The 22,724-nt window shown below is 70.9% G+C and carries 20 protein-coding genes and 1 pseudogene; 13 read left to right on the top strand and 8 right to left on the bottom strand.

Annotated features, from left to right (window positions below; translation table 11 throughout):
* Nucleotides 1–84: 84 nt before the first annotated feature.
* The 6 genes and pseudogenes from AB0M46_RS20720 to folE form a co-directional block, all read left to right on the top strand.
* A pseudogene (locus tag AB0M46_RS20720) lies at nucleotides 85–1,119 on the top strand (zinc-dependent metalloprotease); the annotation flags it as partial.
* 978 nt (nucleotides 1,120–2,097) lie between these two features.
* A complete protein-coding gene (tilS, locus tag AB0M46_RS20715) occupies nucleotides 2,098–3,048 on the top strand; it encodes a tRNA lysidine(34) synthetase TilS (protein ID WP_363338216.1) in 951 nt (316 codons plus the stop codon).
* A gap of 12 nt (nucleotides 3,049–3,060) precedes the next feature.
* Nucleotides 3,061–3,327, top strand: coding sequence for a hypothetical protein (locus AB0M46_RS20710; RefSeq protein ID WP_363338214.1), 267 nt, complete (start codon nucleotides 3,061–3,063; stop codon nucleotides 3,325–3,327).
* A gap of 61 nt (nucleotides 3,328–3,388) precedes the next feature.
* Entirely contained in the window at nucleotides 3,389–3,964 is a 576-nt protein-coding gene (gene hpt, locus AB0M46_RS20705; protein ID WP_363338212.1) for a hypoxanthine phosphoribosyltransferase, read from the top strand.
* A gap of 212 nt (nucleotides 3,965–4,176) precedes the next feature.
* The gene (gene ftsH / locus AB0M46_RS20700) at nucleotides 4,177–6,180 is read left to right on the top strand and encodes an ATP-dependent zinc metalloprotease FtsH (protein WP_363338210.1); all 2,004 of its coding nucleotides are present in this window, start codon (nucleotides 4,177–4,179) and stop codon (nucleotides 6,178–6,180) included.
* Between the two features lie 86 nt (nucleotides 6,181–6,266).
* On the top strand, nucleotides 6,267–6,872 hold the full coding sequence (gene folE / locus AB0M46_RS20695) for a GTP cyclohydrolase I FolE (RefSeq protein WP_363338310.1): 606 nt from the start codon (nucleotides 6,267–6,269) through the stop codon (nucleotides 6,870–6,872).
* Between the two features lie 54 nt (nucleotides 6,873–6,926).
* Here folE and AB0M46_RS20690 read toward each other — a convergent pair whose 3' ends face one another.
* Nucleotides 6,927–8,981 (bottom strand): hypothetical protein, encoded by a 2,055-nt coding sequence (locus AB0M46_RS20690; protein ID WP_363338208.1) that lies wholly within the window; start codon nucleotides 8,979–8,981, stop codon nucleotides 6,927–6,929.
* A 171-nt stretch (nucleotides 8,982–9,152) separates the two neighbouring features.
* On the opposite strand from AB0M46_RS20690, the gene AB0M46_RS20685 reads away from it, so the two are divergent.
* Entirely contained in the window at nucleotides 9,153–9,773 is a 621-nt protein-coding gene (locus AB0M46_RS20685) for a hypothetical protein (RefSeq protein ID WP_363338206.1), read from the top strand.
* A 3-nt stretch (nucleotides 9,774–9,776) separates the two neighbouring features.
* On the opposite strand, the gene AB0M46_RS20680 is transcribed toward AB0M46_RS20685, so the two are convergent.
* From AB0M46_RS20680 to AB0M46_RS20650, 7 genes are all read right to left on the bottom strand, one after another.
* Nucleotides 9,777–10,313, bottom strand: coding sequence for a hypothetical protein (locus AB0M46_RS20680; protein WP_363338308.1), 537 nt, complete (start codon nucleotides 10,311–10,313; stop codon nucleotides 9,777–9,779).
* Nucleotides 10,314–10,387: 74 nt separating this feature from the next.
* Nucleotides 10,388–11,533, bottom strand: coding sequence for a M23 family metallopeptidase (locus AB0M46_RS20675; protein WP_363338204.1), 1,146 nt, complete (start codon nucleotides 11,531–11,533; stop codon nucleotides 10,388–10,390).
* Nucleotides 11,530–12,072, bottom strand: a complete 543-nt coding sequence (locus AB0M46_RS20670; RefSeq protein WP_363338202.1) for a hypothetical protein — start codon at nucleotides 12,070–12,072, stop codon at nucleotides 11,530–11,532. Before AB0M46_RS20670 ends, AB0M46_RS20675 begins: the two co-directional genes overlap by 4 nt.
* A 6-nt stretch (nucleotides 12,073–12,078) precedes the next feature.
* Nucleotides 12,079–13,983 (bottom strand): DMT family transporter, encoded by a 1,905-nt coding sequence (locus AB0M46_RS20665; RefSeq protein WP_363338306.1) that lies wholly within the window; start codon nucleotides 13,981–13,983, stop codon nucleotides 12,079–12,081.
* 41 nt (nucleotides 13,984–14,024) lie between these two features.
* Entirely contained in the window at nucleotides 14,025–17,333 is a 3,309-nt protein-coding gene (locus tag AB0M46_RS20660; protein WP_363338304.1) for an ATP-binding protein, read from the bottom strand.
* A 122-nt stretch (nucleotides 17,334–17,455) separates the two neighbouring features.
* Nucleotides 17,456–17,830, bottom strand: a complete 375-nt coding sequence (locus tag AB0M46_RS20655; RefSeq protein WP_363338200.1) for a hypothetical protein — start codon at nucleotides 17,828–17,830, stop codon at nucleotides 17,456–17,458.
* Nucleotides 17,831–17,841: 11 nt separating this feature from the next.
* Nucleotides 17,842–18,156 (bottom strand): hypothetical protein, encoded by a 315-nt coding sequence (locus AB0M46_RS20650; RefSeq protein ID WP_363338198.1) that lies wholly within the window; start codon nucleotides 18,154–18,156, stop codon nucleotides 17,842–17,844.
* Nucleotides 18,157–18,487: 331 nt separating this feature from the next.
* Here AB0M46_RS20650 and folP point away from each other — a divergent pair, with 331 nt between their 5' ends.
* From folP to AB0M46_RS20620, 6 genes are all read left to right on the top strand, one after another.
* Complete coding sequence (gene folP, locus AB0M46_RS20645) at nucleotides 18,488–19,315, top strand: dihydropteroate synthase (RefSeq protein ID WP_363338196.1); 828 nt, start codon at nucleotides 18,488–18,490, stop codon at nucleotides 19,313–19,315.
* Nucleotides 19,312–19,683, top strand: coding sequence for a dihydroneopterin aldolase (gene folB / locus AB0M46_RS20640; protein ID WP_363338194.1), 372 nt, complete (start codon nucleotides 19,312–19,314; stop codon nucleotides 19,681–19,683). Before folP ends, folB begins: the two co-directional genes overlap by 4 nt.
* On the top strand, nucleotides 19,680–20,201 hold the full coding sequence (gene folK, locus AB0M46_RS20635; RefSeq protein ID WP_363338192.1) for a 2-amino-4-hydroxy-6-hydroxymethyldihydropteridine diphosphokinase: 522 nt from the start codon (nucleotides 19,680–19,682) through the stop codon (nucleotides 20,199–20,201). The genes folB and folK overlap by 4 nt, the downstream gene beginning before the upstream one ends.
* 84 nt (nucleotides 20,202–20,285) lie before the next feature.
* Nucleotides 20,286–20,795, top strand: coding sequence for a DUF3180 domain-containing protein (locus AB0M46_RS20630; RefSeq protein ID WP_363338190.1), 510 nt, complete (start codon nucleotides 20,286–20,288; stop codon nucleotides 20,793–20,795).
* A 128-nt stretch (nucleotides 20,796–20,923) separates the two neighbouring features.
* The gene (locus AB0M46_RS20625; RefSeq protein WP_363338188.1) at nucleotides 20,924–22,261 is read left to right on the top strand and encodes an ABC transporter permease; all 1,338 of its coding nucleotides are present in this window, start codon (nucleotides 20,924–20,926) and stop codon (nucleotides 22,259–22,261) included.
* A 10-nt stretch (nucleotides 22,262–22,271) separates the two neighbouring features.
* Entirely contained in the window at nucleotides 22,272–22,559 is a 288-nt protein-coding gene (locus tag AB0M46_RS20620; RefSeq protein ID WP_363338186.1) for a hypothetical protein, read from the top strand.
* Nucleotides 22,560–22,724 lie beyond the last annotated feature (165 nt).

Here is a 22,724-nt window from a genome sequence, read left to right as displayed (position 1 = left end):
GGTTGCCGTCACGCGCCGTCGATCAGGGTGTACTCAGGGTTTACACCCGCCGCGACGATGGCCGCACCCGGGTACGGTTGATTCATGGCGCAGTTCGTCGATTGGGATCTGGCCGCAGCGACCGCCGCGGCGTTGGGCAAGAGCGGCCCCGCCGTGTCCTACGAGGAGGCCGCTGAGGCGGTCACCGACCTGCGTGAGCTGGCCGACGAAGCGGCCGGACACGTCACCGAGTTCACCGGCCTGAAGGCCATGATCCAGGGCCCGCCGGTCCGCGTCGTCGACCGTCGCGACTGGGCCGCCACCAACATCGAGGGCCTCCGGCAGGTCATCCAGCCGCTGGCCGAGCGGCTCGCGGGCGGCAAGGCCCCCGGCGCCATCGTCGGGGCCATCGGCTCCCGCCTGACCGGCGTGCAGGCCGGCACCGTGCTGGCCTACCTGTCCGGCAAGGTCCTGGGGCAGTACGAGGTGTTCTCCGCCGACCCCGGTCAGCTGCTGCTCGTCGCGCCGAACATCGTCGAGGCCGAGCGCAAGCTGGGCGCCGACTCCCGCGACTTCCGCCTGTGGGTGTGCCTGCACGAGGTGACCCACCGGGTGCAGTTCACCGCCGTGCCGTGGATGCGGGGGCACTTCCTGGGTGAGGTCGGCGCCTTCGTGGACGCCTCCCAGCTCAACCAGGACCAGCTCGCCGAGCGCGTGCGGCGTGGCATCGGCGCGCTGGCCGACGTGGTCCGCGACCCGAACAGCCGCGTCTCCGTCCTCGACCTGGTCCAGACGCCCGGCCAGAAGGCGGTGCTCGACCGCCTGACCGCGCTGATGACCGTCCTGGAGGGCCACGCCGAGTTCGTGATGGACGGCGTGGGCCCCGAGGTCATCCCCTCCGTCGAGGAGATCCGCGGCAAGTTCAACCGCCGCCGCGAGGCCGGCAACCCGATGGAACGCGTCGTGCGCAAGCTGCTCGGCATCGACGTCAAGCTCCGGCAGTATGCGGAGGGCCGCAAGTTCGTCCACGCCGTCGTCGACCGCGTCGGCATGGAGAGCTTCAACAAGATCTGGCAGTCCCCGCTGACCATTCCGCGCCTCGACGAGCTCGGCGACCCGGAAGCCTGGATCGTCCGCGTCCTCGGCGCCAGCGCGCTGAACCGCCCGGCCGCCGTCCCGTCGACCCATCCCGCCCCGCAACCGATCACCCCGCTGACCGACGCTTGGGCCCCCGCCACCGAGGAGCCGCCGGCCCCGGTTCCGACCGTGCCCGAGCCGGCCGACGCCGCCCTCGCCGAGGCGGGCATCGCGGAGTCGACCGAGGTGGCCGGCCTGGCCGCGGAGGAGCTGACGGCGATTCCGGCTCCGGATTCGGCACTGCACAAGCCCGTCCCCGCCGAGGAGTCGACCCCGGCCGAGATCGAGGACCCCGCCGACACTGAATCGGCCCCGCCTGCGGCCCCCGAGCCGTACGACGCCTTCGACCCGTCCGAGGCCACCGGCACCGCGGTAGCAGAAAGCGCCCGGTCGGGCAGCGCAGCCACGGACGCCACTGCGGCGCCCGGCTCGGTGGACGACAGCGGTGCGGCGGCGGAGGACGCTTCGACCGGCAGCGCGGCCGCGGACGACGCGGTCGAGGAAGGCTCGGACGAAGACGGCTCTGAGGCCAAGGAGGCTGTCGGCGGGTCTGTCGCCAAGGCGGACGGCGATGAGGCTGGCGGCGCAAGCGTCGCTAAGACCGCCGGCACCTGACCGATGGCGGCCCTCGCGCCGGCGGTGGCCGCGGTGCGCAACGCGGTGCGTCGCAGCCTGAGCGACGTGCGTTCTGGGGGCTTGACCGGGCGACCGGACGATCCCGCCGACATCGCGCACGGGACTAGGCCGGCGTCCGAGCATGATGCGGCCGACGACCGTGTGACCGAGCGCGATGCGGCCAACAGCCGTGTGGTCGAGCGCGTTGCGGCTGAGGCTCGCGTGGCCGAGCACGATGCGACCGACGGTCGTGTGACCGAGCGTTTTGCGGGCGAGGGTCGTGTGGCCGAGCGCGTTTCGGCCGAAGGTCGCGCGGCCGGGCGCGTTGCGGGCGGGGGCCGTGCAGGGGAGTGCGGTGCGGGGGTCGTGGCCGGGGAGACGGTGCTGGTCGCCTGCTCGGGCGGGGCTGACTCGTTGGCGCTTGCCGTGGCGGCGCGGTTCGTTACGCGGCGGCTCGGAGTTCGTTGCGGGCTGGTGACCGTGGACCACGGGCTGCAGGCCGGGTCGGACGAGCGGGCGGCGCGGCTGGCCGAGTGGGCGCGCGGGCAGGGGTTCGATCCCGTGGACGTGCGGACCGTGCGGGTCGGGATCGGCGGCGGGCCGGAGGCGGCGGCGCGGGAGGCGCGGTACGCGGCGCTGGAGGCGGCGGCGATCGAGCACGGGGCGGTGGCCGTGCTGCTCGGGCACACCCGGGACGACCAGGCCGAGACGGTATTCCTGGCGCTGGCTCGAGGCGCCGGGCCGCGTGGGCTGGCGGGGATGCGCGGGCGGCTGGTGCGGCGGGGGATCCCGTTCCTGCGGCCGCTGCTCGACGTCGGCCGGGCCGAGACGCGGGCCGCCTGCCTCGCGGACGGGCTGCCGGTGTGGGAGGACCCGCACAATACGGACCCCGCGTACGCCAGGTCGAGGGTCCGGCCCCTGGTCGAGGCGCTCGGCGCTGGCGTCGTGGACAACCTGGCGCGGACGGCGCGGCTGATCGCAGCGGACTCCGCGTACCTGGACGAGCTGGCCACGGAGGCCCTGGAGAAGGCCCTCGAGCACGTCGGACCGAGCGGCGGCGCCGGCGTCGTCTCGGCCGGCGGCGCGGGAGAGGGGGCGCTGGTGGTGGGGGAGCTGGCGCGGCTGGCCGAGCCGGTGCGGACCCGCGTGCTGCACGCCTGGGCGCTGCGGCTGGGGGCGCCGGGCGGAGCGCTCTCGCACCGGCACGTTGCGGCGCTCGATGCGTTGGTAGTGAGCTGGCACGGGCAAGGCGCGGTGGCGCTGCCCGGCGGCGTATCGGTGGCGCGGGCCGGGAGGGTGCTGTTGGCCCGGCGGTGAATGTGGGGGCTGATGCGGTACGACATCCAGGGCTCTTCGGAGCTTTTCCCCAACGGCGCCGTGGCCACCAGCCAGCCGGTCGCGGTGGTGGCCGGCCGGCGCTGGCCACGGTCGACGAGGGGCTGGACGTGCAGGTCGAGCCGGGGCTGGCGGGGGCACCGGGTCCGGGTGGCGGAGTCGCCCGAGGTGTTCGGGGCGGGGCGGGCCATCCGGCGGACCGCGGCCAGCTACGTGGCCGGGTCGCGGCCGCGGGTCGACGCGATGGCGGCCGGCTATTAAATAGCCCTCACTCGCCGACCCCCGGGTCGATCCGGGGCGGCCGATGGTGCAGGCTTGTCGCATGGCCGACGGCACCACCTGGCATTCGTCCGACATCGACCACGTCATCGTCAGCGAGGAGCAGATCCGCGACAAGACGGCGGAGCTGGCCAAGCAGGTGGCCGCCGATCACGCCGACGCAGAGTCGATCCTGCTGGTCGGGGTGCTCAAGGGGGCGGTCATGTTCATGGCCGACTTCGCGCGGGCGCTCGGGCGGGTCGGGCCGCCGGTGGAGCTGGAGTTCATGGCCGTCTCGTCGTACGGGCAGGGGACGACCTCCTCGGGCGTCGTGCGCATCCTGAAGGACCTGGACCGGGACATCGCCGGGCGGCACGTGGTCGTGGTCGAGGACATCGTCGACTCCGGGCTGACGCTGTCGTGGCTGCTCAAGTACCTGGAGAGCCGCTCGGCGGCCCGGGTGGACGTGGTGGCGCTGCTGCGCAAGCCCGACGCGCTCAAGGTCAGCATTCCGGTGCGATATGTGGGATTTGACATCCCCAGCGAGTTCGTTGTCGGTTACGGTCTCGACTACGGGGAGCGCTACCGTGACCTGCCATTTGTCGGCGTGTTGAAGCCATCGGTGTACGGCCGCGGCTGACCTGCGGTTAGCTGAGAGTCTGCTGAGAGCACGTCCTCCCCGGCCGACGCCGATCCGCGTCTGTCGGTGCCACGGTGTACCGTCAAATGGTCGCGAGCGTCAACTGAGCCCAACCATGGCGGCGCTTTCGGCACCGCGTCGGAAAGTGGGTCCGGCGCGGTTGACGGCCTTACGGATGGAGGGGCCGGGCGCCGCGTGTGCCCGACGACAACATGGAACGTACCCGTTTGTTCCGCCGGCCGGTGATCTGGATCCTTCTGGTGATCATCGGTGCGATCTTGCTCAGTTCCTTCTTCACGTCCGGCCCCAGCTACACCAAGGCGGACACCTCGACGGTGCTCGACGAGCTGCGCGGAGGGCATGCCAAGAGGGCCGTGATCCAGGACAAGGAGCAGACCCTCAACCTCGACCTCGATCACAAGATCAAGGTCAAGGGCACGGACACGAACAAGATCCAGGGTCAGTTCTCGTCGCAGAGCGCGGATGAGCTGCAGAACGAGCTCAGCACGCTCAAGTCGCAGAACAAGGTCGGCGAGTTCAACGTCAACGTCACCCAGGACAACATCTTCATCAGCCTCCTGATCAACCTGCTGCCCATTGCGGTGCTGGTTGTACTGCTGCTGCTGTTCATGTCGCAGATGCAGGGCGGCGGGTCGCGGGTGCTCAACTTCGGCAAGTCCAAGGCGAAGCTGATCTCCAAGGACACCCCGAAGACGACGTTCGCCGATGTGGCCGGGTCTGACGAGGCCGTCGAGGAGCTGCACGAGATCAAGGACTTCCTGCAGGCGCCGGCGAAGTACCAGGCGCTGGGGGCGAAGATCCCGAAGGGCGTGCTGCTGTACGGGCCGCCCGGAACCGGTAAGACGCTGCTGGCCCGCGCGGTCGCCGGCGAGGCCGGTGTGCCGTTCTACTCGATCTCCGGTTCGGACTTCGTCGAGATGTTCGTCGGCGTCGGCGCCTCCCGCGTCCGCGACCTGTTCGAGCAGGCCAAGTCCAACGCCCCGGCGATCGTCTTCGTCGACGAGATCGACGCCGTCGGCCGTCACCGCGGCGCCGGCATGGGCGGCGGGCACGACGAGCGCGAGCAGACCCTCAACCAGCTGCTGGTCGAGATGGACGGCTTCGACACCAAGGGCGGCGTGATCCTCATCGCGGCGACCAACCGGCCCGACATCCTCGACCCGGCCCTGCTGCGCCCCGGCCGCTTCGACCGGCAGATCGCCGTCGACCGGCCCGACATGGAGGGCCGCAAGGCCATCCTGCGGGTGCACGCCAAGGGCAAGCCGTTCACGCCCGACGTCGACCTCGACTCGGTGGCCCGGCGCACGCCCGGCTTCACCGGCGCCGACCTGGCCAACGTCATCAACGAGTCGGCCCTGCTGGCGGCCCGCAACGACAAGCGGGCGATCACCAACGACTACCTCGAAGAGGCCATCGACCGGGTCATCGCCGGCCCGGAGCGGCGCACGCGCGTGATGAGCGAGCACGAGAAGAAGGTCACCGCATACCACGAGGGCGGTCACGCGCTCGTCGCCTGGGCGCTGCCCCACTCAGCGCCGGTGCACAAGGTGACCATCCTGTCGCGCGGCCGTTCGCTCGGGCACACGCTGGTGCTGCCGACCGAGGACAAGTACACCCAGACGCGCTCCGAGATGATCGACACCCTCGCCTACGCGCTGGGTGGCCGGGCCGCCGAGGAGCTGGTCTTCCACGAGCCGACCACCGGCGCCGGCAACGACATCGAGAAGGCGACGGCGCTCGCCCGCTCGATGATCACGGAGTACGGCATGAGCTCGAAGCTCGGCGCGGTGAAGTACGGGACCGGGGACGGCGAGCCCTTCCTCGGCCGCACGATGGGCCACGAGCGCGACTACTCCGAGAAGGTCGCGTCCGAGATCGACGCCGAGATGCGCGCGCTCATCGAGATCGCGCACGACGAGGCCTGGGAGATCCTGGTTGAGTACCGCGACGTCCTCGACAACATCGTCGAGGAGCTGATGGAGAAGGAGACCATCTCGCAGGCCGACATGGCGCGCATCTGCGCCCGCGTCGTCAAGCGCCCGCCGATGGCCCCCTACAGCGGCAACGGCCGCCGCCGGCGCGCGGTGCCCGAGGTGGGCGCCAACGGCGCCGAGGTCGCCCAGCCGGTGGGCCTCACCGGTGACGACCACGTGCGGATCTCCAGTGGCGGCGATACCCCGGACGGTCCCCGCTGAGCGAGATCAGCAGCACCGAGCCCGACACCGACTTCGGTGCCGGGCTTGCTGCTGCTGACCGGGAGCTTGACCACGTCGCCGCCCGACTGGTGAGTGGCAAGCTGGGCGGCGTCGAGGTCGAGCGCAACGTCGACCTCAAGCGCATCGAGGACGCGGTCCGCGAGATCCTCATCGCCGTCGGCGAGGATCCGGACCGCGACGGGCTGCGCAAGACCCCGGCCCGGGTCGCCCGCGCCTACGCTGAGCTGTTCGCCGGGCTGCGGGTCGACCCGGCCCAGGTGCTGTCGACCTCGTTCGAGGCCGACCACGAGGAGCTCGTCCTCGTGCGCGACATCGAGGTCCTGTCCATGTGCGAGCACCACCTCCTGCCGTTCCACGGGGTGGCGCATATCGGGTACATCCCGGGCAACGACGGGCGGATCACCGGCCTGTCGAAGCTGGCCCGCCTGGTCGAGGTCTACGCGCGGCGCCCGCAGGTGCAGGAGCGGCTCACCTCGCAGATCGCCGACCTGCTGATGGCGCAGCTGGGGCCGCGGGGCGTCATCGTGGTCATCGAGTGCGAGCACATGTGCATGTCGATGCGGGGCATCCAGAAGGGCGGCTCGCGGACCATCACGTCCGCGGTGCGCGGCCTGCTCCGCGACGACGCCAAGTCCCGCGCAGAGGCGATGTCCCTGATTTTGCACGGCTAATGTATCCGGTACGTCCCGTTTAGCGCGGGACGTACCGGTTCCCGGCGGATCGTCTCAGAAGAACAGCCATCGGCCGAACACGAGCACCGGGATCAGCGGCAAGACGCTGATCACCAGTCCGAGGACCGGGGTCCGCGAGGTCGACTTGCGGGCCATCGCGCCGATCGTGAGCCAGCCGAGGCCGAACGACATGGCCGGCAGCACCAGGGCACAGGGCAGCGCCAGCAGCCCGACCCCGGTGCTGTCGGCCGCCAGCAGCGTCGGGATCTGCACGATCGAGGCCAGCAGCGCGAAGGCGAAGTAGATCCCGGCGTTGACCCAGACGCGCCGGTTGGAGGCCGCCTGCCGCCCGGGCGCGGCCAGGGCCGCCTCAGACTGCTTCAGACCGGCGGCGGCGATGCGGAGGGCCCGGGACACCCGGCCGGGTATCGAGTTCGGCACGGGGGGGCTCAGCGGGCTGATGGCCCCCGTGCCGACCACACCCGTCGCGCCCGAGATGGGCACACCACTGATCGGCACGCGGGGGATCGACCCGGTGTTGTGCATCCCGGGCGGCGCGCTGCGCGGCACGACGACCGGGTACCCGCCGGTCGGCATCCCCCTGGTCGCCATACCGGGCGGGGCCGGCGCCGGCGGGCTTCCTGCCCCGGCCACGGGCATCCGCGGCGCGCCCGCGACGGCCGGCGTTCCCGGCATGGCCGCGGCCGGAGTCCCGGGCATGGCGGTGGGCGTGCCCGGCATGGCCGGTGGGGCGCTCGTCGGGGGCCAGGGTGGGGAGCTGACCGGGACCGTGGTGGCCCGCTGGAGCTGGGGCCAGGCGCCCGACGGCCCGCCGAGGGCCGAGGGCGGCGGGGGTGGTGCCATCGGCGCGCCCCGGCGCGGGTCGACCGCCTGTGGCCCGCCCGTCAGCGCCGCGTGCGCCGCCTGGATCTCCTGCCACGACGGGACGAGCTCGAGTGGCCGGCCGCCGGCCTCGCCGACGACCTCGTTGAGGTACGCCTGATGGTTGGCGAGCTTGCCGCGGATCGCGGAGAGGTCGGCCTGGGCCGCCTTGAGCGCGGTCTTGTGCTCGGCGACCACCGCGATCACCTCCCGGCGCACCGCGTCGAGCCGTTGCCCGGCCGCGACGTAGTCCAGCCAGGCGGTCCGGCTCGGCTCCCCGACGGGCGCCGGCGGCGCCGACCACGGCCCGCTCAGCTGCGCGCACACCTGCCGGACGAGCTCGGCGGGCGGGTCCGGGTCGAGATAGACGGGCGCGTTGAGCCGGCTCGGCCCGGTGCCGGTCCCGGAGAACGTGGCCCCTGGCGGGTCACCGACCCAAGCGTGCGGGTTGCGGATGGCGATCTGAGTGGCGTGCGGCAGCGGCGCCTGCGTGGTCTCCTGCGTCAGCGGCGGCGGCGGCCACCCCGCGGCGATGAGGTGCAGCCGCCCGGCCGGCCCGGCGTGCGCCAGCCCGGCGATACGGGCAAGGTCCCGCCCCTCGGTGAGCTCCGGCAGCGAGGCGATGACGATCAGCAACGTCGGCGCCGGCCCGTCCGTCCGGTTGGCCAGCCACCGCTCGCCCTCGTCGAGCACCGCCCGCAGCCCCTCGGCGTCCGTAGCCGGCGGCGGCATGATCGACTCGATGCCACCGAACCACCCGAACGTCGCCCCGTCGACCACCGCGTCAATGGCCCGGATCCGCACCGACCCCGGCGGCGACGAGGCCAGCAACCGCAGCACGAGGCTGCGCAGCAGCCCCGCCACCCGGCTGTCCCGCGCATCGGCGTCGATCGCGATGTGCCCGGCCCGCAACAGCGGCACAATCATCGGAAACCGTGCGTCGTCAAGCGGATGCGCCTGCCCGACCCGCACAAACGTAGGCGGCAGCGGCCCACCCAGCGGCGTAGCCGGCGCCAACGCATCCAACTGCGCCCCGAGCCACCCGGGCGCCAGCAGCGCCGCATTCGCCCGCAACCCCGCCGCGAGGTCATGCTGCTCGGCATACTGCTCCGCGGGCGCGGCATTGGGCGAGTACTTGTCGAGAATCGGCCCGGCGGCGGCGATCAGCGCAGCGGTGTGCCGATGCTGCGCAGCCGCTCGCTCGATCCGTGCCCGCAGGCGTGCCACCGTGCCCCTTCCGAGTTTCTTCTAAGGCAGATGCGGGAACGGTAACGCAGACTGCGAATCCCGTCAGCAGGTGCACGCCAGCTCGCGCATTCCCGCAGGTAACCGCCCTCCCTCCACCCCCCTCGGCGCGGTGCTGTACCGCATGGGCGCGGGGCGGCTAGCCTCTGGAGCGTGGACCCATCGAAGCCGAACGACCCGCAGGTGGATCAGGGACAGCCGATTCCCCGCTCGCGGCAGGCCAACGACGAGGTCCTCGAGGGCGAGGTCCTCGACCGCGGTATTCCTATCGGCAGCCCTCGAACCGATTCACCCCCGGGGCCCATCCCGAAGCAGCGTAGAGCCACTCGCCGCACAATCCTGTGGACCTTGGTCGGCATAGCAGCCTTCGTATGCCTCGGCGGACTCGGAGTCGGCTATGTCTACTACGACAACGCCACCACGCCCGATAGGAGGACGCCGGGCGGGACGCTTGAGGAGTACCTCGATTCGCGTCTCAACGGTGGCGCGCCCGAGCGCCTGCAGCTGCTGATCTGCAGATCCCCGAACCTGCGAGAGTTCGACGATTTTGTCAATCAGTTGGCGGCGAAAGAGAGCGATTCGGGTCACAAGATCAAGGTGAATGCCTCTACGTACGACTTCCGGTCGACGTCTGACGATAAGGTAGAGATCGAGACCGACCTGGTCATGACCGCCGGGCCACAGAACGCCTCGGAATATGTCAAACAACATTGGCAGTTCGATTTGGTGCGCGAGGACGGCTGGCGAGTCTGTGGCGCCCATCGGCTGCAGTGATGGTCATTCCACCCAGAGGAGGTGGATGGGGACCTCAAGGGTCTTCGGGGGCTGGCCGCTCCACGCCCAGCGGTACCAGTCCAGCTCTCGGCACACGCGGATGCAGATGTCGCCCTCGGCGCTGTTGTATGCCTCTGTGACCGCGCGCAGGTCGCGCTGATCGCGGCCCGTCTTGTCATCAGGCCCGGGGACACGCACGACCCGCAGACCCGTGATGGTCTTGACGTCGTGTGCCGGGCGCGGGGACCGCGCGGGCGGGGCGTCGAGTGAAACGAGCGTCAGGCCGGCGGAAGCTGTGACCGTGCTGGAGACGCGCTCGACCCACACCCGTTCAAGGGGGACCAGTGGCGCGAACACTTCGGTTTGCTCGGACTCCGCGCGGTACCACTCCTGCTCCGACAGGGTCGGCACATACGTGCGGCTCGCCTGGACAACCGTGTCGTCGATGCGTAGATCGGCCCGCCAACCAAGGCCGGGGACGCCGACCACGGCGCGACGGCCGCGTAGGTCGCGCAGCATGGAAGCAGGTACCAGCTCGATGCCGTCCGGCGTCCGCGCGGTACCGTCGGCGAATAGATGCCAGTCGGGAAAGTCTGCCTCGCCGGGCAGGTCGGTCACGGCTTGTTTCCCAAGGGAACCCCCATCCGCTGCATGAAGGGCACTGGGTCGATCGCGCCTTTGTTGCTTGGGTCGCTGTTGATATGGATCTCGAAGTGCAGGTGTGGGCCAGAAGAGTGTCCGGTCGTGCCGGAGAACCCAATCTCCTGGCCTGGGGCGACGTGCTGGCCCACGACGACGCTCGGCTGCTTTACCATGTGGCAGTACCGCGTGAGAATGCCATTTGCGTGCTGGATTTCGACGTACCACCCGCACCCGAGCACCGACGGTGATCCGTCGCGCCAGCAACCCCAATCGGTACCGTTGGCGAGGTGGGCCTGGCAGCGGGCCTTTACTACGATGCCCGCGGCGGCGGCGCGGATCAACGTGCCACGGTCGACGATCAGATCGACCCCCTGATGCGTGGGTCGCGAGGCGGTGCGGAAGCCGGAGCCGACCTCGCCGTTGACTGGTGCCGTCCAGCCCGACGCCGCGACCTGGTCCCCGTTGACACATTGCAGCTTCGTGGACCCGCCGTCCGCGCGCGCCGCGCCGCCGGTCAGCGAGTTGACGACTGTGCTGGCAAGCTGCTCGTGTTTGGCGTACGCGTCCGGGTACGCGCTGCGCTGTACCTTCTGAGCGGCCTGGGTGAGGCTCATCCGCTCCCAGCCAGGGATGGTCAGTAGCTTCTCGTAGAACTTGCGCGAGGCGTACTGCGGATCCATGATCTGTGCCGGCGTGCCCCATCCTGTGCTCGGCCGCTGCTGGAACAGCCCGAGCGAGTCATGGTCATTACGCGCACCGAGGTCGGGCAGGTTGTGCAGGCTCGACTCCTGCATCGCGGTGGCGACGGCGACCACCCACCCCCGCGGCGGCACGTTCATGTCCTGCCCCACTCGCACGATGATCGCGGCGTTGCGGACTTGCTCCTCGGAAAGCTCGTGGTGGCTCGGCATCTTGGCGGCGGCATCGACGAGCTGCCCGTTGCCGCATCCGGCGTCGTAGGTCTGCGTGTTGCGCGCCGCGTCGAAGAAGAACGCCACGATCCCGCCTGTGCAGCACACGAGCAACAGCAGCGTGCACACTGCCGCCAGCAGGGCTGAACGGATGAATCTTCTCCGCTTCGGTACCGCGAAATCCTCGTCTTCCCCGACGTCGCTCACGCCGTCTCCCAGCTCAGCGAGGTGACCTGCCATCGTCCACCCGCGACCTGCAGCCCGAGCACGATCGTCCCACCCTCCGCCGGGATCTTGGCCATGGTTGTGGCCCCGTTGGCCTCCAGCTGCACCGGCCCCGTGATCCTCGCCGTCGGCACGTCGGTGGGATCGGTGTCGGCGAGCGAGGCCATCAGGTCTGTCGAGGCGTTGAGCTTGAGCGCGGCCCGCCACTGATCCCCAGTGACCCCCGGCTTGCGCAGCCATGCCTCGGCAAATTGCGTAGCCACGGTGGCCTCGTCCGCCCCACCCTTGCTCAGCGACGGCGTCGCCGCGACCGGCTCGTCGACCCCGTCATCTCCTAGAGAGGAGTACGGATCCGCCGACGTTGGCACCGGCGCCACAGTCGGCCCGACCGCATCGTTGGCCGCGCGACCGCTCCCGTTGTCGAGCACCGTACGCCCCAGCGCGACGAATATGAGCACAATGACAACCAGAATCAACGCGATGCCGTACCGCGTCCCGAGCAGCCGCAGGACCGTCCGCATCGCCGCCTACCCCGGCAGGCTCGCCGACTCGGGCCGCCGAGCGCCTTCCGGCGCGGCCGTGGACCGATCCGAGTCGGGCCGATAGAGCGAATACGACGGTACGTTTTCCGCCGGCAGATCGGGCTCCTCCCATGTCGATTCCCGCCGCCGAGAACCCTGCTGCCCTCCGCGTCGATTCCCACCGGTCTCCGGCCGTTCCACGGGCACCCCCGCCCCGCTACTGGCCGAAGCGGTGTCCTCGCTACGTGCCTCTGGCCGTTGTGAGGTCTGCAACTCCCCACCGCCGCGCTGCGACCCAGGCTCCTTGGTGCCCCCGGCCTCGACAACCTTGAGGGCCGCAGCCGCCCGCACATCCCGTAGGAAGAGGCGATGCCAACTCCCGGCCGACGTGAGCGCTCGGGTCGAGTCCTTGCCGCCCAACTGTGTAATCCGCCGATAGGGCCGCAACAACAACCACCCAACGACTCCGGTTAGCCAGATGAGTACCACCTGCAACCAGGCAGCCAGCGCAGCGGTTGACAGGATCAACGAGACCGCCAAAAGGTAGATCGCCGACCCTGCGCCGAAGATAATGATGTTGAAGACAGCCGCAATGACGGCGTTGCCCAAGCGGCGCAGACCGGCATTAGCCGGTCGGAGAATACCCACGGTGCCTAGCATCGGTGCCGCGATGACGGCCCATCTGAAGATCAGGAAGCCGAGAATTACCAGCACCGAAGCGGTGATGTCGAACAGTGCGAAGAATAGTGCCGAGAGGATTGCCAGGAAGCCAGCGCCGATGCGGTCCATGCCCTTGGTGCCCTGCAGATGCTCGTACGCTTCTGGGTCTTCGGTCTTGATTCGCTCGGCGATCTCCTTCCAGCGGTCGCTCTTCTCCTGGGTCTTCTTGCTCCGGACGACCGACTCGAGCGGCGGTTCGTTACCTCCGGCGGCCGCGCGACGTTCGTTCTCCTCGCGGGTATGCTGCTCGTCGGAGCGGATCTGTTCGATTTCATCCCATGTGAATGATCTTGCGTCGTACAGTGCCGGGCCGTATTTCTTAGCAGTCTCACTGTCGGCGGTACCGAGAGTTCCCCGGAGCCAGTTTCGATACAATAGTCCGTCCACGACGGTGTCGCTGGCGCGTACGGCCGGCGGTCGATGGTCCTTGCACGAGTCGACGTCGATTATGCACGTTCCGTCCTTGGACTCGTCGGGCGGGCCGACGGCATCGTGGATTACGCCGAGACTCGACGTGAGCGTCTGGTCGGCAAGGTGGGCCGACCAGGTTGGCCAGGCTGCTAGCGCGCTCATCAGAATCATGACGAAAACGGCCCATCCGGCAGTTGTCATCGCATTGGACAGGTCGGATTGTCGTGATCGCCAGAGAAGGTAAAGTCCGACGATTGCGAGGGTCACCGCACCGAATGGGGTGAACACCTTGTCATAAATTGCGCGCGTTGCCTTTTCGACCAGCGGATCGGCCCAGCCCCACATATACGATGGGTCCCACGCGCGCTCGCGCAGCGCGTCCGAGGCGCCGACGATCGACGTTGCCAGGAGGAATTCGCCGTTTGCGACGGTGTTTTCGAATTCGGCACTAGGGTTCGTTACTATGGACGCGCACTTAAGGTCGTAGGTGTTGAAATCGTAGCCGGCGTAACCGTATTGGCTGTAGCGGCCTTGGATGCCGTTTTGCTTGGACGAAGGCAAACGCTGAGCGAACCAGCCGGCCATTCCGGAGTCGGGGGCATCGGGGGTGGGCGCATCGAGGCAACTCGCGCGGCTCGCAATGTCACTCTTCAGGCCGGCTGCGCACCGATCGAAGTTGAGTGGGTTGCGCCACTCCTCGACGGTGCAAAGCTTGTCGGTCGGGGCGTATGCCGGGGAGGCCGTGGCGAGTGTGGCGGGGGCCCCGAACAGGGTGGCCATGGCCGTGACGAGGACCACGGCCACGTACACGGGTAGGCGTCTCACCGATCGTCCTCCGGGTCGTCGTCGTGGATGTCCACAACCTCGCCGCCGATAGCGGTCGAGGAGGGGGGCGTGCCCGGCGTCGTGTCCAGGTACCGCAGCAGCTCCGACACGTACGAGACGTCCACCCGGACCTTCTGCACCCGGCCGTCCACGTCGCGCATCACGAACTCGCGGAAGCCCAGGCGCGACGACGAGCTCGTGTCGACCTGGGAGAGGGCGGCCAGCGTCTGCTCGTAGCCGACGTCCGTGGGGACCCGCAGGAGGCGCAGGGCCTCGGCGGCGATCTCGGCGTCCTCGGCGATGCGGCCCACGAAGACGGTGGAGACGAGGTTCTGCACGTCCAGGCCGAGGATGTCCTTCGGGTTCTGCGACGCGACCAGGGCGGCCAGGTTCCACTTGCGGGAGTCGCGGGCTAGGCGGACCAGGAACGAGCGGCCCGAGCGCCAGCCCTCCATGAAGTGGGCCTCGTCCAGGCCGACGAGCTTGCGGGCGCTCATGTCGCCGCCGTAGCAGCGGCGCACGGCGAGGCGGTGGGCGGTGTGGAGCATGGGGAGGGCGAGGGATTCCTCGGCCGACCAGTACTCGCGCTCGATCTTGAGGTCGGGGAGGCGGAGGCCGGCCATGGTGATCACGGTCAGGGCGGCGTCGGCGCCTAGGAGGCCGGGGGGCGGGGAGCCGAAGAAGAGCATGGCGAGGGGCATCTCGGCGGTGTCGAGCAGGAGGTTGCCCAGCTCGGCGGCCTCGTGGTCGCCCGTGTCGCGCAGCGCGCGGATGACGTCCTCGAGGGTTGAGGACTCCTCGGCCGGCACCTGGCGGACGGCGTGGCGAAGGAGCGTGGCGGTCGAGGCCTCGCGGGCCACCTGGGGTGGTACGAGCATCATGCAGATGTCCTGCACGAGCATCCGGCGCTCGGCGCGCGCGTTGGAGATCGAGATCTCGAACTCGCGGTCGCCGGCCGGGCCGGGGGCGTAGTGGCCTCGCTGCGGGGTCGGGATGAGCGAGTAGGGGGCCAGCGTGCCCTGCTCCGAGCCGGTCAGGTTCAGCACGCGGGAGAACGGCGCCAGCTCCGGCATTTGGCACAGGCGCGCCAGGGGTCCGGAAGGATCGAGGAGCGTCACCTGTACCCCGCGCCGCGTGGCCAGATAGCCCAGGGCGCCCATGAGGGTCGACTTGCCACCGCCGGGCTCGGCCACGAAGACCGCCAGGCCCGAGCGTTCCCGCACCTCCATCGGGAAGTGCAGGTCAAGGAAGACGGGGCGGCGGGAGGTGCCCGCGGTGCGGCCGATCAGGTCGCCGCGCCGGTCGCCGACGGTGGAGGCGGCCTGGGGGAGGGCGGCGGCGAAGAGCTTGACGGGCATGCGGCGCACGTAGCCGGTGTTGGCCAGCGGCTCGCCGGGGATGAACTCGCGCGCCAGCCAGTCCTGGTTTTTCGGGTGCTGCAGCGCAACGCGCATCTCGCGGGAGTACATCTGCGTGACCCTGCGCGCCCGCTCGAGGCACTCTTCGCGGGTGCGCCCGCTGATCGCGACGCGGTGCCAGCCGTGCGCGCGGGACGAGTCGACGGGCAGGCCGGTGCTGATCTCGTCGCCGATGGTCAGCGCGCGCTTGGCCAGCCGCTCCAGCTCGGGCGGCGCGTCGATGCCGTGCTCGCTGTAGTCGGCCTGCTGGGAGCGGATCAGGCGCAGCCGGTGCTCCAGGTTGCGGAAGGAGTCGCCCGGGCCCAGGATGTCGATCCGCGACGACAGCTCCATCGGCCACGGCAGGCGCTCGTGGAAGTGCAGCCAGGGCTCGTGCCGCTCGGGGATCTCCAGCGGCTCCATGCGCCCGACGGTCAGGACGGCGACGTGGCGCTCCTCGCCGGTGACCCGGTTGACCAGCTTCACGGTCGACCCGTACGGCGTGCGGTACCGCTCGACGGACTCGGTCAGCGCGAGGAGGTCGCCGGCGCTCCAGCCGCCCTCGAGGGTGGCGATGCTCGACGGCGGCGACATGCCCAGCGCCACCGAGCGGTAGAGCAGCCACTCCAGCTCGAAGGAGGTGACCCGCCGCCCGCGCATGCCGAACGCGCCCAGCACCTCGTCGAACTGCTCCACGGTGCGGGCCATCCGGCGGCGCTCGGCGTCGGCCACGCCGCGCCGGAAGAGTGCGCCGATGCGCTCGGTGAACGTGTCGCCCAGGGTGCGCCGCGCGAAGGCGATGCCGAGGTACGTCTGACCCTCCGCATGGTTGCTGGAGAGCAGGTGCTTCTGGGCGGCGACCAGGTGATCGGCCCACGACGGGCCCCCGGCTGAGGGCAGTGGCCGCGGGGTGTTGGCGTCGACCACGCGCGCCCACTGGTCGGCCGGGAACGGCCGGGTGGTGCGCCGGAGGTGCAGCCGGAAGCCGGCCAGGCCGGCGTACTGCTCCGAGATCGCCGACAGCAGCGCCTCCCGCTCGGCGTCGGGCCGGAAGGCCCACCGCACCTCGGGCAGCCAGTACCACGCGGTCACCGTGTTCGGCGTGAACGTCAGGTGCCCGGCGATCTCGGTGATCGCCAGGTCGATCGCGGCGCTGCGGTCCTTGTGCTTCGGCTTCGGCGTGCGGTCCAGCGGCGTCTTCCTGCCCCGTTGCGGCGGCGGTGTCATACGCGGCGGGCGGGGCGGCTGCTGCACGGGCACCCCGCGCTCGGGCGGCGTGCGCCGGGCCGGTGGAGCCGGAGCCGTGCTCACCGCCGAGGCGTTTTTCCTAGGTGTACCGCCGGAGCCGCCCATCCCGGGCCGCCCACCTTGCCCGGAAGGGCGCTCGCCGGGCCGCCCGCCGGGCAGTCCGGGACGCTCCCCGGTCCGTTCCCCGGTTCGTTCGCCGGGCAGTCCAGGACGCTCCCCGGTTCGGTCGCCGGGCCGATCGGCGAGCAGGCCGGGCCGTCCGGCCGGGAACCCGGGGCGCTCGCCGGTCCGTTCCCAGAGGCGCTCCCCGACCTGATCGGCGGGGCGCTCGGCCGGCCGGGCCGGGCGGTCGCTCAGCGCGGGCCGGCCGCTCAGCCGGTCCCCGTTGGCGCGCGCCGGCTCGCCGCCGCGCGTCCCGCCCCGCTTCGAGACCCGCAGGTCCTCGGGTGCCCGCGGCGCGCCGGACGAGGGCGCCGCCGAGATCGGGACGCCGGAGATCGGCCGGGTGTGCTCGGCCCGCTCGCCGGCCCCGGGCTCCAGCGACCGGAGCCGATCGACTGGCGGGTCGTCGAACAGCCCGAGAAAGGGCGAGTCGACGTCGGGCGTCGGCCTGCCGGCGGCCGCGCCGGGCATCGGGTTGGGTCCGGTGCCGCGGAACATCGCGACCCGGCCCCCCTCGGCGGCCGCCCGCAGCCCGCCATCGTAGTCGGTTGACTGCGCAGCGTCGTCGTCGATGTCCGGCCGGTCCTGATAGCCCCCAGTCTTGCGGGGCGGGGGAGTGGTCATGCGAGATCACCGGTGAGTTCCGGGCGGATCCGCACCTTGGAGGCGACCAGCCGGGCGTCGCGCAGCTCCGTGCTGGGCTCGCGGGTGTGCCGCCAGTCGGTCAGGGCGGTGCGGACCACCATGCGGGCAGGTCGATCCGGGTCGACGTAACGGAAGATCAGCGACGTCGCCACGATCGCGAGGGCGATCTCGTAGGCGGGGAAGTAGTCGACGTGCAGCGTGATCAGGTAACGGATGAACATGAATAGCGGCACCATCAGCGCGAACACCCCGTACTGCGCGTACGGCAGCTGGATGGGCAGCGTGTACCCGGGCGGCCCGAGGTAGACCAGGCGGGCCCGGTAGATGTCGTCGTCAGTGCGCAGGCGCATGGGAGGTCGGCCTACTTGAAGATGAGGTTGACCAGCGAGTCACCGAAGAAGAACAACGACGCCGCGCCGGCCACGAACGCCAGACCGATGATCGCGATCGCCGAACTCGTGAGAACGCGCGAAACCTCGCCCTTGCTGGCCCGGCCGATGAAGATAACTCCGAGGGCCGCGAGCAGGATCGGCACGATCTTGGTCGTGAAGAAGTTCAGGACGGCGTCGGTGTTGATCGTTTTCGGCTCGGGCGCCGGCGTGGGGGCGAGGGCGATCGCATCCACGGCGCGTGCGGCAGAGCCCCACACCGCCTGGCCGATCTCCACCAACATCATCAGACCTCCCCGGAGGCGCGACGGGCAAGGTGCACGTCGCGCGTTAAGCCTCGCCGAAAAGACGACCCCGCGGTATCACCGCGGCTGCTGTGTCGCCCTCCGGCGGAACCTTATCCGGGTGTTTGCCCTGCTAAATGCCCATTGTCGGGTTTAACGGTCCGAATAACGTTCACTTGCAGAGAGTACGGGTGCAGCCCCCTTTCCAACAAGCTGACCGGTCCGTGCTCAGTGTGCACAGTGTGACGTCTGAGGTGCCCCGGCGCGCCGTACGTCCGGTTCTCGCAGGTCGCCCCCGGGTGGCTCCGTTGAGTTGAGTACCTTCATTCAAGTGATGCTCTTGCGACGTCCCACGCCGGTGGTGATGGGCGTGCTCAACGTGACCCCGGACAGCTTCTCCGACGGCGGTCGCTACGCGGACCTGGACGCGGCCGTGGAGCACGCGCGGCAGATGCGCGACGAGGGCGCCGACGTCATCGACGTGGGCGGGGAGAGCACCCGGCCGGGGGCGGACCGGGTCGACGCGCCGATCGAGCTGGCCCGGGTGCTGCCGGTGATCCGGGCGCTGGCCGCCGAGGGCGTGTCGATGAGCATCGACACGACCCGCGCCGCCGTCGCCGCTGCCGCGCTGGAGGCCGGCGTCGAGCTGGTCAACGACGTCTCCGGCGGGCTCGCCGATCCCGACATGGCCCGGGTGGTGGCCGACGCCGGCTGTCCCTGGGTGCTCATGCACTGGCGCGGCCACTCCCGCCGGATGGCCGACCTGGCCGTCTACGAGGACGTGGTCAAGGAGGTCGCGGCCGAGCTGCTGGAGCGGGTCGACGCGGCCGTCGCCGCCGGCGTGGCCCCCGACCGGCTCATCCTCGACCCGGGCCTGGGCTTCGCCAAGAAGCCGGAGCACACCTGGCGGCTGGCCGCCCACCTGCCCGACCTGATCGGCCTCGGGCACCCGGTGCTGGTCGGCTCCAGCCGCAAGTCCCACCTGGGCCGGCTGCTGGCCGACGCGGACGGCCACGACCGCCCGACCGCCGAGCGGGAGGCCGCGACCATCGCCACGACCGTGCTCTCCGTCGCCGCCGGCGCCTGGGGTGTGCGCGTGCACGAGGTCCGTGGCAACGTGGATGCGATCAAGGTGTGGCAGGCGACGAAGGCGGCGAAATGATCTCGGGATCGGATCGGATCGAGCTGCGGGGGCTTCGGGTCCGCGGCCACCACGGGGTGTTCGACTTCGAGCGCCGCGACGGCCAGGACTTCGTGATCGACGTGGTGCTCGAACTCGACCTGCGCCCGGCCGCGGCCTCCGACGACGTCGCCGACACGGTGCACTACGGCGAACTGGCGCAGGGGCTGGCCGCGGTGGTGGCCGGCGAGCCGGTGAACCTCATCGAGACGCTCGCCGCGCGCCTGGCCGACGTCTGCCTCGCCGACGGCCGGGTGGCGGCGGCCACCGTGAGCGTGCACAAGCCGCAGGCCCCGATCCCGCTGGACTTCGCCGACGTCGCCGTGGTGATCCGCCGGGAGCGGGCGTGACCGTGGCGGTGCTGTCCCTGGGCAGCAACCTCGGGGACCGGGAGGCGCACCTGCGCGGCGCGGTGGCCGGGCTCGGCGCCGCCTTGCTGGTCGTCTCAGGGGTCTACGAGACCCCACCCTGGGGCGATGCCGACCAGCCGCACTACCTCAACGCGGTGCTGCTGGCACGCGATCCGGGGGCCGCGGCCGCGGACTGGCTGGCGGTCGCCCGGCGGCTGGAGGAGGCGGCCGGCCGCGTGCGTGACCCTGCGCGCCGCTTCGGCCCGCGTACCCTTGACGTTGATGTGATTGCCGTTTGGACCGACGACGGGGAGCCGGTGACCTCCGACGATCCGGACTTGACGCTGCCGCACCCGCGCGCCCACCTGCGGGCGTTCGTGCTCCGGCCGTGGCTCGACATTCAGCCGTACGCCCAGCTACCGGGCCATGGCTGGGTCAACGACCTGCTCCGAACGGAGCAGGTCGTCGGTGACCTCGCCGACCTGCGCCCAAGAGTTGACGTCCACCTCGATTCGTGATCTGGAGCCGAAGCGATGGCCACGCCGTCACCTGAAGACCCCCGCACGAGCGGACCGAACGGCCCGAACGGCCAGAAGAACCGCATGGAGCCGACCAGCCCGGCCACGCTGGTCGTCGCGGCGCTCGCCACCACCGCGCTGGCCTGGATCGTGATCAGCAACTTCTGGAACAGCCTGCCGACGCTTCCCTGGCTGCCGCCGCTGACGCTCATCGGCCTCGCCATCTTCGAGGGCATCGAGGCGTACTCCACCCGCAACCGCATCCTGCGCAAGGAGGGCGCCGGCCCGCTCCAGCCGCTGGTCATCGCGCGGTACGCGGTGCTCGGCAAGGCCTCGGCGCTGGTCGCCGCCCTGTTCGGCGGGATGTACGTCGGCCTTTCCACCTGGCTGCTCACGCAGCGTGGCGTGCTGGCCAAGGTTTCCGAGAACCTGCCCCAGGCCCTCCTCGGCGTGGCCGGCTCGATCGTGCTCATCGCCGCCGCGCTCTGGCTGGAGCGCGCCTGCCGGGTCCCGCCGAACGGCCGGGACAAGGATCTGCCCAGGCAGAACCGCCAGGACGGGGCGGACCGGGCGCCGGACGACCAGATCGCCTGACCGCCTTCACGCAGCGTGCTGGGAAGCTGTCGCAAGGAAGATACAAAGAGCGCGCCGGGGTCTGTCGCAGGTCACAATCCGCGGTTACTGTGCGACGCGTATCCGTCCGTTGGCAGGAGGCGCGCGCCATGGCCTACGACGACTCGCGGTTCCGCGGCGAACCAGGGTTCCGGGAGGAGCCCGACTTCCGCCCCGAGGACGCACCGACGCTGGGCGGCCAGTCCGTGTACACCCCGGGCACCTATCCCGTCTCGCCCGCTTACGGCGCGCCGTCCAGCGACGTCACCACCCTCGGGCTGAACCGGCGCGCCACGCCCACCGCCCAGCAGCTCGGCGACGTCTTCGACGACCCCGAGCACGGCGAGCCCGGCCGCGACCGGCTGGCCGTGCACGTGCTGTGGGAGATGGTCCTGCTGCTGGCCGCGGGCGCGCTGTTCTACCTGCTGCACGACGCCCGCCCGGCCGCACTGCGCGGCGCCGACCTGCAGTCGCTGCTGCTCTCCGGCGCCGAACTCGGCCTGGTCGCCGTGGCCGTCGGGCTCACCCTGCGGGCCGGCGCGGTCAACCTGGCCGCCGGCCCGATCGCCTTCGCCGCCGCGCTGTTCTTCGCCAACAACTCCGACCGCAGCCTGGCCACGACGGCCGGCATCACCGGCCTGATCGCGCTCGGCGTGGGCGTGGTGATCGCCGTGCTGGTGGTCGCCTTCCACGTGCCCGGCTGGGCGGCCAGCCTCGGCGTCGCCTTCGCCCTGGTCGCCTGGATCGCCGCCCAGCCCGACGAGAAGGTGGCGACCGGGGCGTACGACCCACACCACCACGCCCTGTGGTGGGCCGTCGGGGTGGCCGCGCTCGGCGTCGGCGGCGCGGTCCTCGGCCTGATCCGCCCGGTGCGCCGCGGCCTCGGCCGGTTCCGCCCGGTCCGCGACCCGGCCGACCGGCGCGGCGGCGGCGCGGCCGCCTTCACCGGCCTGGCCATCGCCGGGTCGGCCCTGCTGTGCGCCGTCGCCGGGGTGCTGATCGCGCTGCACACCCGCACGGTCGCCGCCTCCGGCAGCGCCGCCGCGATCGACGGCCTCGCCTACACCGGCCTGGCCCTCGGCGCCGCGCTGGCCGGCGGCACCTCCGCCTTCGGCCGCCGCGGCGGGGTCCTCGGCACCGTCCTCGCCGCCGCCGGGATCACGCTGTTGCTGCGCTACACCGCGGCCGAGGGCTGGAGCCTCTCCCCGTTCGCGCTGGCCGCCGGGGCCATCGGGGTCGGCCTGGTGGTGACCCGCCTGGTCGAGACCTTCGGCCGGCCGCGCACCGAGCCCGTGGGCGGCGAGGACAGCTGGACCCCGCCGTCGATCATCACGCCGCAGCCGGAGCCCGAGGACTCCTGGTCGCCGCCCTCCAGCCGGACCGACAGCTGGCCCGCGACCGGCGCCACCCAGGACTGGGGCGTCGAACAACGCTGGGACACCCGATAAAATCTTCTCCATGACCGATGTCACGCTGGACCAGCTCGACGCGTTGCCCACCGAGGAGCTCCGGGAGCGCGCCTTCGCCCTGGCCCGCCAGCGGCACGACATCAAGTTTTTCTGGGACCTGTTCACGCACGTCACGGCGAGCGACAACGACACCCAGGACGGCTGGATCGGCTCGCTGGACGCGACCATCGACGACGCGGTAGCGCTGTGGCGGGAGGCCACCGGGCACCACTACGGCGACGCCGAGCCCTTGGTCCGGGCCGCATTCATCGACTACATCCTGCAGCACGGCAAGTAGGCGGATGCCTCCCGGCCGCGGAAAATCCCGAAACCTGGCGGTTTCAGGATTTTTCGGACTTATACCCCGGCGGTGGTTTCCAGGGGTCGTTGCAACACGGCGTTTCAGTTGGTGGTGAGGAACTGGGCGAGGCGTTCGGCTGGGGTGTCCCAGCCGAGGGTTTGG

This window comes from Dactylosporangium sp. NPDC051485, from assembly GCF_040682015.1.
Lineage (GTDB): Bacteria > Actinomycetota > Actinomycetes > Mycobacteriales > Micromonosporaceae > Dactylosporangium.
The sequence above is the reverse complement of the archived record's forward strand: the minus strand, read 5'-3'. Positions and strand labels throughout refer to the sequence as shown.

Coding starts and splice junctions, on each gene's coding strand:
- AB0M46_RS20710 (WP_363338214.1), top strand. CDS start 3,061: ATGCGGTACGACATCCAGGGCTCTTCGGAGCTTTTCCCCAACGGCGCC.
- hpt (WP_363338212.1), top strand. CDS start 3,389: ATGGCCGACGGCACCACCTGGCATTCGTCCGACATCGACCACGTCATC.
- ftsH (WP_363338210.1), top strand. CDS start 4,177: ATGGAACGTACCCGTTTGTTCCGCCGGCCGGTGATCTGGATCCTTCTG.
- AB0M46_RS20670 (WP_363338202.1), bottom strand. CDS start 12,072: ATGCGGACGGTCCTGCGGCTGCTCGGGACGCGGTACGGCATCGCGTTG.
- AB0M46_RS20665 (WP_363338306.1), bottom strand. CDS start 13,983: ATGGCCACCCTGTTCGGGGCCCCCGCCACACTCGCCACGGCCTCCCCG.
- AB0M46_RS20660 (WP_363338304.1), bottom strand. CDS start 17,333: ATGTTCCGCGGCACCGGACCCAACCCGATGCCCGGCGCGGCCGCCGGC.
- AB0M46_RS20655 (WP_363338200.1), bottom strand. CDS start 17,830: ATGCGCCTGCGCACTGACGACGACATCTACCGGGCCCGCCTGGTCTAC.
- AB0M46_RS20650 (WP_363338198.1), bottom strand. CDS start 18,156: ATGATGTTGGTGGAGATCGGCCAGGCGGTGTGGGGCTCTGCCGCACGC.
- folP (WP_363338196.1), top strand. CDS start 18,488: ATGCTCTTGCGACGTCCCACGCCGGTGGTGATGGGCGTGCTCAACGTG.
- folB (WP_363338194.1), top strand. CDS start 19,312: ATGATCTCGGGATCGGATCGGATCGAGCTGCGGGGGCTTCGGGTCCGC.
- AB0M46_RS20630 (WP_363338190.1), top strand. CDS start 20,286: ATGGAGCCGACCAGCCCGGCCACGCTGGTCGTCGCGGCGCTCGCCACC.
- AB0M46_RS20625 (WP_363338188.1), top strand. CDS start 20,924: ATGGCCTACGACGACTCGCGGTTCCGCGGCGAACCAGGGTTCCGGGAG.
- AB0M46_RS20620 (WP_363338186.1), top strand. CDS start 22,272: ATGACCGATGTCACGCTGGACCAGCTCGACGCGTTGCCCACCGAGGAG.